Origin of the sequence: Klebsiella sp. JB_Kp031, from assembly GCF_040064295.1 — a bacterium.
Classification (GTDB): domain Bacteria; phylum Pseudomonadota; class Gammaproteobacteria; order Enterobacterales; family Enterobacteriaceae; genus Klebsiella; species Klebsiella quasipneumoniae.
On record NZ_JBEAJW010000004.1, the window covers coordinates 42413 to 58491 of the forward strand.

Annotated in this window: 16 protein-coding genes; 10 read left to right on the forward strand and 6 right to left on the reverse strand. The window is 64.8% G+C overall.

Annotation, left to right across the window (positions count from 1 at the left end):
• Positions 1 to 43: 43 nt before the first annotated feature.
• Complete coding sequence (locus ABLV64_RS04665) at positions 44 to 787, forward strand: substrate-binding domain-containing protein (protein ID WP_032456242.1); 744 nt, start codon at positions 44 to 46, stop codon at positions 785 to 787.
• Here ABLV64_RS04665 and ABLV64_RS04670 read toward each other — a convergent pair.
• From ABLV64_RS04670 to ABLV64_RS04685, 4 genes are all read right to left on the reverse strand, one after another.
• A complete protein-coding gene (locus tag ABLV64_RS04670) occupies positions 771 to 1520 on the reverse strand; it encodes an ABC transporter ATP-binding protein (RefSeq protein ID WP_032456241.1) in 750 nt (249 codons plus the stop codon). The two genes, ABLV64_RS04665 and ABLV64_RS04670, sit on opposite strands and share 17 nt — an antisense overlap.
• Positions 1517 to 2524 carry an iron ABC transporter permease gene (locus ABLV64_RS04675; RefSeq protein WP_004203061.1) on the reverse strand — a complete coding sequence of 336 codons (1008 nt, stop codon included), beginning with the start codon at positions 2522 to 2524 and terminating at the stop codon, positions 1517 to 1519. Before ABLV64_RS04675 ends, ABLV64_RS04670 begins: the two co-directional genes overlap by 4 nt.
• Complete coding sequence (locus ABLV64_RS04680; RefSeq protein WP_049003488.1) at positions 2514 to 3572, reverse strand: ABC transporter substrate-binding protein; 1059 nt, start codon at positions 3570 to 3572, stop codon at positions 2514 to 2516. Before ABLV64_RS04680 ends, ABLV64_RS04675 begins: the two co-directional genes overlap by 11 nt.
• 92 nt (positions 3573 to 3664) lie before the next feature.
• Entirely contained in the window at positions 3665 to 4477 is an 813-nt protein-coding gene (locus ABLV64_RS04685) for a DNA-binding transcriptional regulator (RefSeq protein ID WP_023318526.1), read from the reverse strand.
• Positions 4478 to 4654: 177 nt separating this feature from the next.
• On the opposite strand from ABLV64_RS04685, the gene ABLV64_RS04690 reads away from it, so the two are divergent.
• From ABLV64_RS04690 to ABLV64_RS04725, 8 genes are all read left to right on the forward strand, one after another.
• Entirely contained in the window at positions 4655 to 6319 is a 1665-nt protein-coding gene (locus ABLV64_RS04690) for a bifunctional 3-(3-hydroxy-phenyl)propionate/3-hydroxycinnamic acid hydroxylase (RefSeq protein WP_004203057.1), read from the forward strand.
• 1 nt (position 6320) lies between these two features.
• Entirely contained in the window at positions 6321 to 7265 is a 945-nt protein-coding gene (mhpB, locus tag ABLV64_RS04695; protein ID WP_102006622.1) for a 2,3-dihydroxyphenylpropionate/2,3-dihydroxicinnamic acid 1,2-dioxygenase, read from the forward strand.
• Positions 7266 to 7282: 17 nt separating this feature from the next.
• Positions 7283 to 8149, forward strand: coding sequence for a 2-hydroxy-6-oxonona-2,4-dienedioate hydrolase (gene mhpC, locus ABLV64_RS04700; RefSeq protein ID WP_032456237.1), 867 nt, complete (start codon positions 7283 to 7285; stop codon positions 8147 to 8149).
• A 9-nt stretch (positions 8150 to 8158) separates the two neighbouring features.
• Entirely contained in the window at positions 8159 to 8965 is an 807-nt protein-coding gene (gene mhpD, locus ABLV64_RS04705; RefSeq protein WP_100050917.1) for a 2-keto-4-pentenoate hydratase, read from the forward strand.
• Positions 8958 to 9908, forward strand: a complete 951-nt coding sequence (gene mhpF / locus ABLV64_RS04710) for an acetaldehyde dehydrogenase (protein WP_017901281.1) — start codon at positions 8958 to 8960, stop codon at positions 9906 to 9908. Before mhpD ends, mhpF begins: the two co-directional genes overlap by 8 nt.
• Positions 9905 to 10921 carry a 4-hydroxy-2-oxovalerate aldolase gene (mhpE, locus tag ABLV64_RS04715; protein WP_100050918.1) on the forward strand — a complete coding sequence of 339 codons (1017 nt, stop codon included), beginning with the start codon at positions 9905 to 9907 and terminating at the stop codon, positions 10919 to 10921. The genes mhpF and mhpE overlap by 4 nt, the downstream gene beginning before the upstream one ends.
• 71 nt (positions 10922 to 10992) lie before the next feature.
• Entirely contained in the window at positions 10993 to 12189 is a 1197-nt protein-coding gene (gene mhpT, locus ABLV64_RS04720; RefSeq protein WP_100050919.1) for a 3-(3-hydroxy-phenyl)propionate transporter MhpT, read from the forward strand.
• Positions 12190 to 12290: 101 nt separating this feature from the next.
• Positions 12291 to 13016 carry a polyphenol oxidase family protein gene (locus tag ABLV64_RS04725; protein WP_048326368.1) on the forward strand — a complete coding sequence of 242 codons (726 nt, stop codon included), beginning with the start codon at positions 12291 to 12293 and terminating at the stop codon, positions 13014 to 13016.
• 12 nt (positions 13017 to 13028) lie between these two features.
• Here the strand turns inward: ABLV64_RS04725 and ABLV64_RS04730 are convergent, their stop codons facing one another.
• A complete protein-coding gene (locus ABLV64_RS04730; protein WP_049003484.1) occupies positions 13029 to 14609 on the reverse strand; it encodes a rhodanese homology domain-containing protein in 1581 nt (526 codons plus the stop codon).
• A gap of 5 nt (positions 14610 to 14614) precedes the next feature.
• Positions 14615 to 15217 (reverse strand): cysteine dioxygenase, encoded by a 603-nt coding sequence (locus ABLV64_RS04735; RefSeq protein WP_043519834.1) that lies wholly within the window; start codon positions 15215 to 15217, stop codon positions 14615 to 14617.
• A gap of 106 nt (positions 15218 to 15323) precedes the next feature.
• Here ABLV64_RS04735 and ABLV64_RS04740 point away from each other — a divergent pair.
• Positions 15324 to 16079, forward strand: a 756-nt coding sequence (locus ABLV64_RS04740; RefSeq protein WP_348851549.1) for a LysR family transcriptional regulator, incomplete at its 3' end; no start/stop codon positions are given.

Below are 16079 nucleotides of genomic sequence, written 5' to 3' on the forward strand. Positions count from 1 at the left end.
CGGGTAATATAGCGCTATATTATCCGGTTTATAGCGACGATCTATAATGTCCACTCCTCTCACGCTGCTGGCGGCGGGAAGCCTGAAAAGCGCTTTTCTGCCGCTGGTGGCGTACTTTCAGCAGCAGACTGGCCTGGCGGTCGATGCGCAGTTTGGCCCTGCCGGCCTGCTGCGCGAGCGGATCGAGGCCGGGACCCCGTGCGCGGTTTTTGCTTCCGCCAACGCGGCGCACCCGCAGGCGCTGCTCCAGGCGGGTCTGGCGCAGGAATGCCAGGGATTTGCCGGCAATCAGCTGATGCTGACCGCCAGGCGGTCGCCGGACAACGATGGCCTGGACTGGCTGGCGCTGCTCAGCACGCCCCGCCTGCGGCTGGCGACCTCCACGCCGGGATGCGATCCGTCAGGAGATTACACCTGGCAACTGTTTGCCCGAATCGAGGCGCGCTGTCCTGGGTTGGGCAACGCGATGGCCGGGCGGGCGCAGCCGCTGGTCGGCGGCAGAGACTCACTGAGCGTGCCGCCGGGAGAGATAGCCGGCGCGTGGCTCATTCGCCAGAATCTGGCGGATCTGTTTATCGGCTACGCGCACTATGCCCCCGCGCTGGCCGCCTGCGACGATCTGCGTACCCTGACCATCCCGGCAGCGTGGAATATTCGCTGCGATTACCAGTTGGCGCGCCTCAGTGCCGATCCCGCCGCGCTGGCCCTGTATCGCTTTATCCTCGGCGACGTTGGCCAGGGGTATCTCCGGCAGGCGGGTTTTATGCCGTTCAGCGACGCAGAGTAAACCCCGGCGCCAGCAGAGGGGACGCGGACGCGGGATGGTAGATCAGACGTACCGGCAGGCCGTACGCTTGCCGGAGGTGCGTTTCGCTCAGCACTTCGGCAGTCTCGCCCGCCAGCCACTGGCCCTCCGGCAGAAGCAGCAGCGTATGGCTGGCCACCTGTAGCGCATGATTCGGATCATGAGTGGTGAACAGGACGGTGCGCGTCTGGCGGTGAGCGAGGTCGTCGATCAGCTGGAGCACCACCTGCTGGTTACCGAGATCCAGCGCCGAGCAGGGCTCATCCAGCAGGATATTCTGACTGGCGCTGACCAGCGCGCGGGCAATCAGCACCAGCTGCTGCTGGCCGCCGGAGAGCGCGTCGAAGTCATCCCCGGCCAGGGCGGCAATCCCCAGCTGCGCCAGCGCCTGCTCAACCCGCCGGGCATCCTCCTCGTCCGGCTGGGCAAAGAGATCCACGTGCCGGGCGCGGCCCATCAGCACCACATCGCTCACTCGCCAGCGGAAAGCGGGACGAAACGACTGCGGAACCAGGGCGACGCCGCCCTCGCACTGCGCCCGGCCGCTCAGCGGTGGCAGCACGCCGGTCAGGGTATCCAGCAGAGTACTTTTTCCCCGGCCATTGGCGCCCAGCACCGCCCAGATCTCGCCGGGACGGCAGGCCAGCGTGAGCGGGGCGAAGAGCGGCTGACGGTGGCCGTAACGTAGCGCTTCCAGCGACAATGAGCGGTTCATTGGAGCGTATTCCGGCGTCGGGATTGCACCAGCAACAAGGTAAACAGCGGCGCGCCGAGCAGGGCTGTGATGATCCCGATCGGGATCTCCGCCTGCGTCAGCGTGCGCGCCATATCGTCCACCACCAGCATCAGGGCGGCGCCGAGCCAGAAGGCGGCGGGCAGCAGGCGACGATGGTCGGCGCCCACCAGCAGACGGGCGAGGTGCGGGACCACCAGTCCCATCCAGGCGATGCTGCCGCTGACCGCCACTTGCGCTGCCACCAGCACCGCGCAGCAGACCAGCACGGCGCGACGCAGCGCGGCCACCGGAACGCCAAGACTGCGGGCATCGCGCTCCTCCAGCGCCAACAGATTGATTCGCCAGCGCAGCTTCCACAACACCCCGGCGGCCACCGCCATGGGCAGGATCATGAGCAGTACCTTATGCCAGCTGGCGGTTGCGAAGCTGCCGAGCAGCCAGAAGACAATGTTCGGTAACGTCTCTTCGCTGTCGGCGAGGTACTGCATCAGGCTGACCAGCGCGGCGAAGAAGCCGCTGAGGATGATCCCGGACAGAATCAGCCCCAGCGTGCTGTCCCGCCCCTGCAGGGCGGCGAGGGCGTAAATCAGCCCCAGCGCGACGAGGCCAAAGAAAAAGGTCGAGGCCATCATCAGCAGGCCGCCGACGCCCAACAGGATCGCCAGCGTGCCGCCGAAGGCGGAGCCAGAGGTCACTCCGATGATGTGCGGGTCGACCAGCGGGTTCTGGAACACGCCCTGTAAGGTAGCGCCGCACAGCCCCAGCGCGCCCCCGGCCAGCAAAGCTATGACCACGCGCGGCAGGCGAACCGACCAGACGATCTGTCCGATCACCCCTTCGCCTGGTGGGAGATGGATCAGGGTGTGGCCAACGGCGCTCAGGCTTAACGGGAACTGGCCGAAACAGAGAGAGGCGACTGCGATCGCCAGCGTCGCCAGCGCCAGGCTGCCCTGCAACAGCCAGGGACGGTGGTTAGCGGGCATCTGGCGTCCACGCTACGCGGTAAAAGCGTTGATAGTAATCCCTGGCTTTACTGTCCACATCGATGTTCTGGTAACGCGAAGGGTAGAGTTTTTTCGCCATCCACAGCTCGCCCAGCGCCAGGGCCTCCGGCATCGGGTAACCCCAGGCTTTGGCGTACTCCGGCATCAGCCACACGCGGTGATGTTTCACCGCATCGATCGCCTGCCACTGCGGGTCGTTCTCTATCTGTTTGACCACCTGCGGATAACGGTCCTGGACGAAGATCACCTGCGGGTTCCACGCCAGCACCTGCTCCAGCGACACCTGACGGGCGCCTGTTACGCTGGCGGCCGCCACGTTCAGCGCCCCGGCGTGCGCCATCATCAGACCGGTGTATTTGCCGGCGCCGTAGGTATTCAGATCGGGGTTGGCCATATACACCCGCACCCGCTGGTTCTGGGGAATATCGGCCACCGGCGCATTGGCTTGCTTACGCGCCTCAAAGGTGTAGTGAATCAGCGCCTCGGCCTCGGGCTGGCGTTCGACGACCTCGCCGATAAGGCGGATCCCCTCTACCAGTCCGGCGTTATAGGCCTGCTCCTCGTCAGCCATGGTGGGGTTCATTTTACTTTTTTCCCCAGCGGCATCCTGGCGCAGCGAAATGGCCACCACCGGGATCCCGGCCTGTTGGATCTGCGCGATCATCGCCGGCGGCGCATAGTTGGCGACGAAAACCACCTGCGGACGCAGCGCCAGCAGGCTTTCAATATTGACCTGAGTGAGATCGCCCGGGGTCGCCAGTTGCCCGATCTCGGGCATAAAGCGGGCGAACTGCGGCCCGAGCTGTTTCTTCCAGCTGCTTAAGACGCCGACGATATCCTCAGCGGCATGCAGTTGCACCAGCAGGTTGAGCGTCTGATGCTGCAGAACCACGACGCGGGTGACGTGGTTGGGGAGGGTGACCTGGCGACCCAGCTGGTCGGTGACAGTGCGGTCGGCGAAGGCCTGACCGGTGAACAGGCTGGCGCTGAGCAGCGTCAGGCCCAGCAGTAAGGGGTGTTTTGGCATGATCTGGCCCGAATGGCGTGAAAAATTCGTTGTGTATTAAATTATATAACGACGCCGGGCGCAATGGTTGATCGCGTTTACCCTCACTACGATCAAGGCATTTCGTACCACACTTCTTGATCCTCCATGCGCGCCTCTATCTGGCCCGCCACCCTCTGCAGCGTAGAGAGATGCTTTTGCGCCGCCTGCTCAATGGTCATGGCGCTGGCGATATAGACCAGGTTGAGGCAGCCGATGACCCGCTGCTGGCTGCAGACCGGCACGGCGATAGAGGCGATTTTCTCCTCCTGCCGCCAGCCGCGGAAGTTTTCTCCATAGCCGTTCTGGCGGGTGCGGGCGAGGATCGCCGCCAACCGCTCCGGCTCACGGGCCAGCTGATACTCCGCTTCCGGACGGGCTGCCAGCATGCTGAGAATGGCGTCGCGCTCCGCGTCGGGAGCAAAGGCCAGCCACGTCAGACCGGAGGCGGTGAGCAGCAGCGGCAGTCGCCGTCCGACCATCGCCCGGTGAAACGACAGCCGACTGAAACGGTGGGTGGTTTCGCGCACCACCATGGCGTCGACGTCGAGGGTGGTGATGTCCGTCGGCCACTGTACTTCGCGCAGCAGCTCGCCGAGCAGCGGCGTGGCGAGGGCAGAAATCCAATGTTCGTCACGAAATCCGTCGCTCAGCTGGCGGACGTTAATGGTCAGACGAAAGCTGTCATCGGAGCGGCTGCGGCGGACAAAACCCTCCTCCTGCAGCGTCTCCAGCAGCCGGCGCACGGTGGTGCGATGCAGGCCGCTAAACTCCGCCAGCAGGCCCGGCGTCGCGCCGCCGTCGAATTTATTTAACAATTTTAATAACAATAAACCCCGGCTTAATCCGCGCACCGTTTTGTACGCTGTGGACCCATCGTCATGCATCAAACCCTCCTGAAAACGCTTTATAAACAGCGCTGTGCACCTGGTGCACATTCGATGATGTTTTGATTGTAGCCGAAAACCCCCGCCCTATACTCAGCCCATTATAAAAATACGTTTACACATGATTAACAAATGGCCTACCGGTCTGGCCGTTTCCGAGTCGTGAGGTTGCTGAGAATGACAACATCTACACCCGATATTCAACCCGCCGTGCAGCATACCGCCCAGGTCGCCATCGCCGGCGCCGGTCCGGTAGGCCTGATGATGGCCAACTACCTTGGCCAGATGGGCATCAGCGTGCTGCTGGTGGAAAAACTCGACAAACTGATCGATTACCCGCGGGCCATCGGTATTGACGATGAATCGCTGCGGGCGATGCAGGCGGTGGGGCTGGTGGATGACGTGCTGCCGCACACCACGCCGTGGCACGCCATGCGCTTTCTGACCCCGAAGGGCCGCTGCTTTGCCGACATCCAGCCGATGACCGATGAGTTTGGCTGGTCGCGGCGCAACGCCTTTATCCAGCCGCAGGTGGATGCGGTGATGTATCACGGCCTGCAGCGTTTCCCACAGGTCCGTTGCCTCTTCTCCCGCGAGGTGGAAGCCTTTAGTCAGAACAGTGACAGTGTCACGTTAAATATCAAAGGGCCGGACGGCGAGCGGGAGACGGTGCGCGCGGACTGGCTGGTGGCCTGCGACGGCGGCGCCAGCTTTATTCGCCGTACGCTGAACGTCCCCTTTGAAGGCAAGACCGCGCCGAATCAGTGGATCGTCATCGATATTGCCAACGACCCGCTGGCCACCCCGCACGTCTATCTGTGCTGCGACCCGGTGCGGCCCTATGTTTCCGCTGCGCTGCCACACGGCGTGCGCCGCTTTGAATTTATGGTGATGCCCGGGGAAACCGAAGCCCAGCTCAGCGAGCCGCACAATATGCGCCGCCTGCTGAGCAAAGTGCTACCGGACCCGGATCGCGTCGAACTGATCCGCCAGCGGGTCTACACCCATAACGCGCGCCTTGCCGAGCGCTTTCGCATTGACCGGGTGCTGCTGGCCGGCGACGCCGCGCACATCATGCCGGTCTGGCAGGGCCAGGGATACAACAGTGGCATGCGCGACGCCTTCAACCTGGCGTGGAAGCTGGCGCTGGTGGTCAACGGCAAAGCGGGAGAGGCGCTGCTTGACAGCTACCAGCAGGAGCGTCGCGACCACGCGAAGGCGATGATTGACCTGTCGGTGACCGCCGGCCACGTGCTGGCGCCGCCGAAGCGCTGGCAGGGGGCCGTGCGCGATGGCCTCTCGTGGCTGCTGAACTACCTGCCGCCGGTGAAACGTTACTTCCTCGAAATGCGCTTTAAGCCGATGCCGCAGTATCGCGAGGGGGCGCTGCTGACCGATGGCGCAGATAAATCTTCGCCGGTGGGCAAAATGTTTATTCAACCGCAGGTGACGCTGGAGAATGGCGAGAGCCTCCTGCTCGACGAGGTTATCGGGGCGAATTTCGCCATTATCGGCTGGGGCTGCAACCCGCAGTGGGGGCTCGACGCCGGGCAGATCGCTCGCTGGCGCGCGATAGGGGTGCGCTTTATTCAGGTGGTGCCGGAGGTGCAGATCCACCGCGAGCAGGATAACGCTCCGGGCACGCTGCGGGTGGGGGATAAGCAAAACCGACTGAAGAGCTGGTTTGCGCAACATCATACCGCCATCGCCGTGGTCAGGCCGGACCGCTTTGTCGCCGCCCTCGCTATCCCGCAAACCCTCGGCGCGCAGCTGACCGCCCTGGCGGAAAAAATGACCCTCGCAGCCGGGGATACCGCCCACGCTGAAGAGAAGGTGGCCTGATATGCATGCCTATCTGCACTGTCTGTCGCACACCCCGCTGGTGGGATTCGTTGACCCTGAACAGGCGGTCCTTGATGAGGTCAACGGGGTGATTGCCGACGCCCGGCGGCGGATCGCTGAATTCGATCCCGAACTGGTGGTGCTCTTCGCCCCCGATCACTACAACGGTTTTTTCTATGACGTGATGCCGCCGTTCTGCCTCGGCATCGGCGCCACCGCCATCGGCGACTTCGCCAGCGCCGCCGGCGACCTGCCGGTGCCCACCGAGCTGGCGGAAGCCTGCGCTCACGCCGTGCTCAACAGCGGTATCGACCTGGCGGTGTCGTACAACATGCAGGTGGACCATGGCTTCGCCCAGCCGCTGGAGTTTTTGCTGGGTGGGCTGGATCGCCTGCCGGTGCTGCCGGTGTTTATTAACGGCGTCGCCGCGCCGCTACCGGGTTTTCAACGCACCCGGCAGCTTGGCGAGGCGATGGGCCGCTTCCTCAACACCCTCAATAAGCGGGTGCTGATCCTCGGCTCTGGCGGGCTGTCGCACCAGCCGCCTGTGCCGGAGCTGGCGAAGGCCGACGCCCATCTGCGCCACCGCCTGCTCGGCAGCGGCAAACAGCTGCCGCCGGACGAACGCGAGCTGCGCCAGCAGCGGGTGATCAGCGCCGCCCGCCGGTTTACCGAGGACCCGCGCTCGCTCCATCCCCTTAATCCGGTGTGGGACAACCGCTTTATGAGCCTGCTGGAGCAGGGGCGGCTGAGCGAACTGGACGCGATCGGCAACGACGAGCTGTCGGCGATGGCCGGCAAATCGACGCACGAAATTAAGACCTGGGTGGCCGCCTTTGCCGCGCTATCCGCTTTTGGCCGCTGGCGTAGCGAAGGCCGCTATTACCGGCCGATCCCCGAGTGGATCGCAGGATTCGGCTCGCTGAGCGCCACCACCGAGATTTGATTAACCGGGAGACTAACATGAGCTATCAACCGCAAACCGAAGCCGCCACCAGCCGATTCCTCAACGTCGACGAAGGGGGCCGCACGCTGCGTATCCATATCAATGACTGCGGCGACGGGAAAGAGACCGTGGTGATGCTCCACGGCTCCGGGCCGGGGGCTACCGGCTGGGCCAACTTCAGCCGCAATATTGACCCGCTGGTCGAGGCGGGCTATCGCGTGCTGCTCCTCGACTGTCCGGGGTGGGGGAAGAGCGATTCGATCATCAACAGCGGCTCGCGTTCGGATCTCAACGCCCGCATTTTGAAAAGCGTGGTCGATCAGCTGGGGATCGATAAAGTCCATCTGCTGGGCAACTCGATGGGCGGCCACAGCGCAGTGGCCTTCACCCTGAGCTGGCCGGAGCGGGTGGCTAAGCTGGTGCTGATGGGCGGGGGGACCGGCGGCATGAGCCTGTTCACGCCGATGCCGACGGAGGGCATCAAGCTGCTGAACGCCCTGTACCGCGAGCCGACCATTGAAAACCTGAAGAAGATGATGAGCATTTTCGTCTTTGACACCCGCGACCTCACTGACGCGCTGTTCGAGGCGCGGCTGAACAATATGCTGTCGCGCCGCGACCATCTGGACAACTTCGTAAAGAGCCTCGAAGCCAACCCGAAGCAGTTCCCTGACTTTGGTCCGCGGCTGGGCGAGATCGCTGCGCCAACTCTGATCGTCTGGGGACGCAACGACCGCTTCGTGCCGATGGACGCCGGGCTGCGCCTGCTCGCCGGGATCGCCGGCTCTGAGCTGCATATTTACCGCGACTGCGGCCACTGGGCGCAGTGGGAACATGCCGACAGTTTTAATCAGCTGGTGCTCAATTTCCTCGCACGGGCCTAAGGAGTGATGATGACTTTTTCTCTTGACGCGCTGGCGCAGCAGCTGCGCGACGCCGAACGGACCGGCCAGGCGATCGCCCCGCTGCGCAATATCCTCGGCGTCGACAACGCCGACGCCGCCTACGCCATCCAGCGCCTGAACGTTCAGCACCACGTGGCCCATGGCCGGCGGGTAGTGGGCCGCAAGGTGGGCCTGACCCATCCCAAAGTGCAGCAGCAGCTGGGGGTCAACCAGCCGGATTTCGGCACCCTGTTTGCCGACATGTGCTACGGCGACAACGCCGACGTGCCGTTTGGCCGCGTGCTGCAGCCGAAGGTGGAGGCCGAGATCGCCCTGGTGCTGAAACATGATCTGCCCCATGCCGATACCACTTTTGATGAACTGTATAACGCCATCGAATGGGTGCTGCCGGCGCTGGAGGTGGTGGGCAGCCGCATTCGCGACTGGTCAATCGGCTTTGTCGACACTGTCGCCGATAACGCCTCCTGCGGCCTGTACGTCATCGGCGGCCCGGCGCAGCGCCCGGCGGGGCTGGATCTGAAGCAGTGCGCCATGCGGATGACCCGCAACCAGGAGCTGGTCTCCAGCGGCCGGGGCAGCGAGTGCCTGGGGCATCCGCTGAACGCCGCGGTCTGGCTGGCGCGCAAGATGGCCAGTCTCGGCGAACCGCTGCGGGCGGGGGATATCGTGCTCACCGGGGCGCTAGGCCCAATGGTGGCGATTAACGAGGGGGACAGCTTTGTCGCCCATATTGAAGGTATTGGCTCAGTCGCGGCACGCTTCGTCGCCGCCGGAGAAGGACATCGTGATGCGTAAACGTAAAGTCGCCATTATCGGCTCCGGAAATATCGGCACCGATTTAATGATTAAAATTCTGCGCCACGGCCAGCATCTTGAAATGGCGGTGATGGTCGGCATCGACCCGCAGTCGGATGGTCTGGCCCGCGCCCGGCGCATGGGGGTAGCGACCACCCACGAAGGGGTGGGCGGCCTGATGCAGATGGCGGAGTTTGCCGATATCGACTTCGTCTTCGACGCCACCAGCGCCGGGGCGCACGTCAAAAACGATGCCGCGCTGCGCGAAGCGAAGCCGGGGATCCGCGTCATCGACCTGACGCCGGCGGCGATTGGCCCATACTGCGTGCCGGTGGTCAACCTCGCGGCCAACCTCCACCAGGGCAACGTCAATATGGTGACCTGCGGCGGCCAGGCGACCATCCCGATGGTCGCCGCGGTTTCGCGGGTGGCGAAAGTGCATTATGCAGAGATCGTGGCCTCCATCGCCAGTCAATCCGCCGGGCCGGGCACGCGGGCGAATATCGACGAATTCACCGAAACCACCTCGCAGGCGATTGAAAAAGTGGGCGGCGCGGACAAGGGCAAGGCGATTATCGTGCTGAACCCGGCGGAGCCGCCGCTGATGATGCGCGATACCGTGTATGTGCTGAGCGAGATGGCCTCCCAGGAGGCGATTGCCGCCTCGATCGCCGAGATGGCGGCGGCGGTGCAGGCTTACGTGCCAGGCTACCGGCTGAAGCAGCAGGTGCAGTTTGAGGTTATCCCCGAGGATAATCCGGTCAACCTCCCCGGCGTGGGCCGTTTTTCCGGCCTGAAAACCGCGGTTTACCTCGAAGTGGAAGGGGCGGCGCACTATCTGCCGGCGTACGCCGGCAACCTCGATATTATGACCTCGGCGGCGCTGGCGACGGCGGAGCAAATGGCCGGGGCAATGAACAGCGCGGCGGGAGCGACAGCATGAACGGTAAAAAACTCTACATTTCGGATGTGACGCTGCGCGATGGTATGCACGCTAATCGTCACCAGTATTCCCTGGCGCAGGTGCAGCAGATTGCCGGCGCGCTGGATAAGGCGGGGGTGGACTCCATCGAAGTGGCCCACGGCGATGGGCTGCAGGGATCCAGCTTCAACTACGGCTTTGGCGCCCACAGTGATATCGCCTGGATTGAAGCGGCGGCGGCGGTGGTCAGCCAGGCGAAAATCGCCACCTTGCTGCTGCCGGGCATCGGCACGCTGCACGACCTGAAAGCCGCGTATCAGGCCGGGGCGCGGGTGGTGCGGGTCGCCACCCACTGCAGCGAAGCGGACGTCGCGGCGCAGCATATTGCCTTTGCCCGCGAGCTGGGGATGGACACCGTCGGTTTTCTGATGATGAGCCATATGATCTCCCCGCAGGCGCTGGCGCAGCAGGCGCTGAAGATGGAATCCTATGGGGCGACCTGCATCTACGTGGTGGATTCCGGCGGGGCGATGAACATGAACGACATTCGCGACCGCTTCCGCGCGCTGAAGGCGGTGCTGAAGCCGGAGACCGCCACCGGGATGCATGCCCACCATAACCTGAGCCTCGGGGTGGCCAACTCTATCGCCGCGGTGGAAGAGGGCTGCGATCGCATAGACGCCAGCCTGGCCGGGATGGGGGCGGGGGCGGGCAATGCGCCGCTGGAGGTGTTTATTGCCGCCGCCGACAAGCTCGGCTGGCAACATGGCACCGATCTCTATGCGCTGATGAACGCCGCCGACGAGCTGGTGCGGCCGCTGCAGGACCGCCCGGTGCGCGTCGACCGCGAAACGCTGGCGCTGGGCTACGCCGGGGTCTACTCCAGCTTCCTGCGCCACAGCGAAGCGGCGGCGGCGCGCTATGGCCTCAGCGCGGTGGATATTCTCGTCGAGCTGGGCAAACGGCGGATGGTCGGCGGCCAGGAGGATATGATCGTCGACGTCGCGCTGGATCTGCTTAACCGCCAAAAATAACAACGCGCGGCTGACCACGCATCAGCCGCCCATCACCTGATCCGCTTGTCCGGCTATCGCCAAGGTACCTTATGACCAAGATAACGACCGCAAACTCCTCGCGCCTGATGGTCACCATCGGGCTCTGTTTTATGGTGGCCCTGATGGAGGGGCTGGATCTGCAGGCGGCGGGGATCGCCGCCGTCGGCATGGCGCAGGCCTTTGCGCTGGATAAAATGCAGATGGGCTGGATCTTCAGCGCCGGGATCCTCGGCTTGCTGCCCGGCGCGCTGGTGGGCGGCATGCTGGCGGACCGCCACGGGCGCAAACGCATCCTGCTGAGCTCGGTGCTGTTGTTTGGCCTGTTCTCGCTGGCCACCGCGGTGGCCTGGAGCTTCCCGACGCTGCTGCTGGCGCGCCTGCTCACCGGCGTCGGGCTGGGGGCGGCATTGCCGAACCTGATTGCCTTAACCTCGGAAGCCGCTGGCCCACGCTTTCGCGGCCGGGCGGTGAGCCTGATGTACTGCGGCGTGCCCATTGGCGCCGCGCTGGCGGCGGCGCTGGGGTTCTCTGGCCTCGCCGCGGCCTGGCAGACCATCTTCTGGATTGGCGGCGTGGTCCCGCTGCTGCTGATCCCGCTGTTGATGCGCTGGCTGCCGGAGTCGCAGGCGTTTCAGCGCGAGGAGACCAGCGTGCCGCTGCGCACCCTGTTTGCCCCGGGGCATGCTGCCGCCACGCTGCTGCTGTGGCTGGGCTATTTCTTTACCCTGCTGGTGGTCTATATGCTCATCAACTGGCTGCCGATGCTGCTGGTGGGCCAGGGGTTCAGCGCCAGCCAGGCGGCGGGGGTGATGTTCTCTCTGCAGATCGGCGCCGCCTGCGGCACTTTGCTGCTGGGCGCGCTGATGGATAAGCTTACTCCGCTGCACATGTCGCTGCTGATATACAGCGGCATTCTGGCATCGCTGCTGGCGCTGGGCAGTGCGTCGACGCTGAGCGGGATGCTGCTGGCGGGGTTTGTCGCCGGGCTGTTCGCCACCGGCGGCCAGAGCGTGCTCTACGCGCTGGCGCCGCTCTTCTATCCCGCGGCGATCCGCGCTACCGGGGTCGGCACCGCCGTGGCGGTGGGCCGCCTAGGGGCGATGAGCGGCCCTTTGCTGGCCGGCAAGATGCTGGCCCTCGGCACCGGCACCGTCGGGGTGATGTCAGCCTCAGCGCCGGGCATCGTGCTGGCCGGCGTGGCGGTGTTCTGGCTGATGCATCGCCAGCAGCGCGCGGCCATGGTCTGATGCTGTCCGGCGGTCTGGCGGAAAAATGCCGGGCCGCCGCCTTGCCTCTCCGCGTGTCCTGGCCTAAGGTAAGACATCATTCCCTGTCGTTTATCGTCTCTATGGCTTACCGCTCCCGCTTGCTCGACGCTATCCCTGGCATCCGCCACGCGTTTCTCGATGTCCACGAAACCGCCGCTTTTCCCTATGCCGAATTGGCCCCGGTGAAGCTGGTCCATGGCAATGAGGTGCATCACTATCAGCAGCCGCTGCCGACTCGCCCGCACGCCGACGCGGTGTTTACCGCCGTGGCCGGGCAAAAGGTGGGGGTGGTGACCGCCGACTGCCTGCCGATACTGATCGCCTCGCGCGACGGTCGCTTCGTCTGCAGCGTCCATGCCGGCTGGCAGGGGCTGGCCAGCGGCATTGTCGACAACAGTCTGGCGACTTTTCGCCAGCAGGGGGTGGCGCTGACCGATCTGGTCATCGCCGTGGGGCCGCATATTCACCCTTGCTGTTACGAAGTCTCCGCCGGATTTTATCAGCAACTGCTGGACCAGCCCGGCGGTGACCGGGTGGCCCGCCACCGCCAGCGGCTGTTCCATTCCCGTTCGGCCCCGGTCAGCGATCCGCTTAAAGCCGCCGCACGCGGCAGCGATAATCTGTGGTTTGATCTGCGCGCTTTCGCTGAAGCGATCTTCACAGAGGCGGGGGTGGCGCCGGCGAGCGTTGAATGGCTGGGGAGCTGCACCTATTGCACGCCGCAATCGCTGGGCTCCTACCGGCGCCGGACCCATTTTCCGGCGCCGAAGAGCTTTCAGTACTCGTGGATCATGCGTCAGGCCTGAGGCGCGCTGGCGTTAGATCACCCGAAAACCGTGGGTGCCGTCGCGGGCCAGCTGATCCACCAGGCCGTACTCCCACTCCAGATAGGCCTGCATGGCCTCTGCGGAATTATCGGTCCCTTCATAGGGACGGCGATAGCGGTCCCGGCGCTCGACGGCGAGGCCGTCGTCGCCATGGGCCAGCGGCAGACCGGCGGCGATCCACGCCAGCGTCCCGCCGCGCAATACCTGTACCGGCTTACCGGTTAAGGCCGCCACCTCGGGCACCGCGTAGCGGGCCAGCAGGCTGCTGCCGCAGGTCACCACGTAACGTTGCGCGGGAGGGATCGCTTCCAGGGCCTGGCGCAGCTGCGAGCGCGTCAGCCACCACGCGCCGGGGATATGGCGGGCGACAAAGTTGGCGCTGGTGGTAAAATCGAGCACCACCGTCCCGGGCTCCTCCAGCTGTTGCGCCAGCTGCGCCGGGCTTATCTCCTCCGCCGGCGGGGCGGGGGGCACTTCGGCGGCCGGCACCCCGCGCTCGCTCAGCTGGCTGGCCGACAGCGCGCTCAGCCGCGCCGTCTCCCAGCCCATCTGCGCCAGCCACGAGCCGGTCATCGCCGCCCGGACGCCATCGTCATCCAGTAACACTATCCGCGCTCCCCGCACGCTGGCGAAGTGATCGGTCTCCTGCACCAGCTGGCCGCCTGGCGCGCTCAGGCTGCCAGGATAGTGGCCCGCCGCGTACTCCTCGGGGCTGCGGACATCAAACAGGAAGGTGGTGCGGTCGCTCTGCTGCCGCCAGCGTTGTAGCGTCGCTTCATCGATGACTGCCACCCCGGCCCGTTCGGCGAGATGCGCCGCCTCGGCGGCCCGGACGCCGGAGGCGCGGGCGGAGGGGTCGTATTGCCGCTGCTGCTGGTGCGCCAGCGTCTGACCAGCCAGCGTCCAGCCGATAGTGCCATTGCGCAGGGCATGGACCGGGTTCGGCACCCCGGCGTTGATCAGCGACTGGGTGCCGATGATGCTGCGGGTGCGTCCGGCGCAGTTGACGATGATCGGCGTCTGCGGGGAGGGCGTCAGGCTCTCCACCCGCAGGACCAGCTCGCCGCCGGGCACGCTGATGCTGCCAGGGATGCTCATGGTCTGGTACTCATCGAAGCGCCGGGCGTCGACGATCACCACCTCCTGCCGGCTGTCGATGAGCGCCTGAACCTCCTGGGCGCTGAGCGACGGCGTGTGACGCACGCTTTCCACCAGCTCGCCAAAAGCTTTACTGGCAGAGTTGACGTCCTGAAACAGCTCGCCGCCGCTGCGGCGCCAGCCGGCGAGACCCTCGGCCAGCAGGGCCACATCCTGATAGCCCCAGGTCCGCAGCCGTTCGACGGCGATCTCCGCCAGCCCTTCGCCGTTGTCGTAGACGGTGATCGGGGTGGTGAAGCGCGGTATCCGCCGGCGGACCTCTAGCTCCAGTTTGCTGAGCGGCAGATTGACGGCAAACAGTGGATGAGCGGTGGCGAAATCGGCCTCTTCACGGACGTCGATCAGCGCCAGTTCGCGACGGTCGAGCAGCGCCTGACGGATCCCGGCGGCCTGGCGATAAGCGTAAGTGGACATAATGGTTATCCTTGGTGTTCGCGGGAGGAATCCCAGATATTGGGTAAATGGCGGTTGGAGTAGCCGGATATAAACGATTTTTGCTGGCCTTCCGGGGTATACACTGCGCGCTTCACCGCGCCGATGTTGCCGCCGTAAACATGTATGCTGATGGAGACGCGATCCGCCAGCGCATTGCTGACGCGATGAATGTCGCCATCGTCAGCGGAGACTTTCTCCACCTGACCTGCCTGCAGAAGCGTGGCGGCGCCCAGCGCGCGCGGTATGCCATCGGCATCCAGCTGGTAGCGTTGATTTTCCTCCGCGCCGCGCAGCATCCCAATGGCCCCCCACACCCGGTGGTCATGGATCGGCGTCGCCTGTCCCGGCCCCCAGACGAAGCTGACGATCGAGAAGCGCTCGCCGGAGTCGGCATGCAGCAGATACTGCTGGTAATGGTGTGGGTGCGGCAGGGTGTACTCTTCCGGCAGCCAGTCGTCGTGACGCACCAGCGCCGCCAGCCGCTGCGCCACGGCGTCAAGCAGCGGCGCGGTCGAGTGGTGTTCACGGTGCAGACGGTCAACCTCATGAATAAAATGGCGTAATTTTTCCAGTCGTGGTGCAGTCATGTGCGCTTCCTGTCAGAGGGACTGGTCAAAACGCTAACAGAGGCGTTAATATTATTTAAATGCAATTTACGCATATATTAATATGCAAATTTCACATAAGGATCCTATGCGCATCGACGATATTGACGCTCTGCTGGCCACAGTGCAGTTTTCTTCCCTCAATCAGGCGGCGGACTATCTGGGGATCACCCAGTCGGCGATCACCCGGCGCCTGCAGCGTCTGGAGCAGGAGCTGAACGTCACGCTGTTAGCGCGTCAGACCCGCCCGCTGACCCTGACCGCCGCCGGTCAGCGGGTGTACGAGCAGTGCCTGAGCATTAAGCGCGAGACGAAAAAGCTCTACAGCCTGTTGGATCCGCAAGGCGAGCCGCGCGGCGCGCTGCGTCTCGGCGTACCGCAGAGTATCAGCGAGATCGCGCTGCCGGCGGCGCTGGCGGCGCTGAGCCAGCAGTTTTCCGCACTGTCCCCGCAGGTCACCTGCGGCTGGAGCGGAGAGCTGCAGCGCCGGCTGGAAAACGGCGAACTGGACGGGATGCTGGCGATGGGCCCCGCCCAGCAGACCCTCGCCGAGGGCTACAGCGGGCGTCTGCTGTGCCCCCTGGAGGTGGTGCCGATTGCCGCCCGGCGGCTGAATCTGCGGGCGTCGTCGCTACGGGAGTGCGTCGAACAGGGCTGGATCCTTAACCCCGATGGCTGTGGCCTGCGCGCCGGGCTCATCCGCGAGCTGCAAAGCCAGGGCCTGCGCCTGAAGCTTAACGTCGAGAGCGCGGGCGCTCAGCTGCAGATGGCGCTGGTGGCGCAGGGACTGGGGCTGGGTCTGGTGCCCCGGGCCGCGCGGGCGGCCCGCCCGGGGGGGGACGAG

Coding starts and splice junctions, on each gene's coding strand:
- mhpC (WP_032456237.1), top strand. CDS start 7,283: ATGAGCTATCAACCGCAAACCGAAGCCGCCACCAGCCGATTCCTCAAC.
- ABLV64_RS04730 (WP_049003484.1), bottom strand. CDS start 14,609: ATGTCCACTTACGCTTATCGCCAGGCCGCCGGGATCCGTCAGGCGCTG.
- mhpF (WP_017901281.1), top strand. CDS start 8,958: ATGCGTAAACGTAAAGTCGCCATTATCGGCTCCGGAAATATCGGCACC.
- mhpT (WP_100050919.1), top strand. CDS start 10,993: ATGACCAAGATAACGACCGCAAACTCCTCGCGCCTGATGGTCACCATC.
- mhpB (WP_102006622.1), top strand. CDS start 6,321: ATGCATGCCTATCTGCACTGTCTGTCGCACACCCCGCTGGTGGGATTC.
- ABLV64_RS04680 (WP_049003488.1), bottom strand. CDS start 3,572: ATGCCAAAACACCCCTTACTGCTGGGCCTGACGCTGCTCAGCGCCAGC.
- ABLV64_RS04725 (WP_048326368.1), top strand. CDS start 12,291: ATGGCTTACCGCTCCCGCTTGCTCGACGCTATCCCTGGCATCCGCCAC.
- ABLV64_RS04690 (WP_004203057.1), top strand. CDS start 4,655: ATGACAACATCTACACCCGATATTCAACCCGCCGTGCAGCATACCGCC.
- mhpE (WP_100050918.1), top strand. CDS start 9,905: ATGAACGGTAAAAAACTCTACATTTCGGATGTGACGCTGCGCGATGGT.
- ABLV64_RS04670 (WP_032456241.1), bottom strand. CDS start 1,520: ATGAACCGCTCATTGTCGCTGGAAGCGCTACGTTACGGCCACCGTCAG.
- ABLV64_RS04685 (WP_023318526.1), bottom strand. CDS start 4,477: ATGCATGACGATGGGTCCACAGCGTACAAAACGGTGCGCGGATTAAGC.
- ABLV64_RS04735 (WP_043519834.1), bottom strand. CDS start 15,217: ATGACTGCACCACGACTGGAAAAATTACGCCATTTTATTCATGAGGTT.
- ABLV64_RS04675 (WP_004203061.1), bottom strand. CDS start 2,524: ATGCCCGCTAACCACCGTCCCTGGCTGTTGCAGGGCAGCCTGGCGCTG.
- mhpD (WP_100050917.1), top strand. CDS start 8,159: ATGACTTTTTCTCTTGACGCGCTGGCGCAGCAGCTGCGCGACGCCGAA.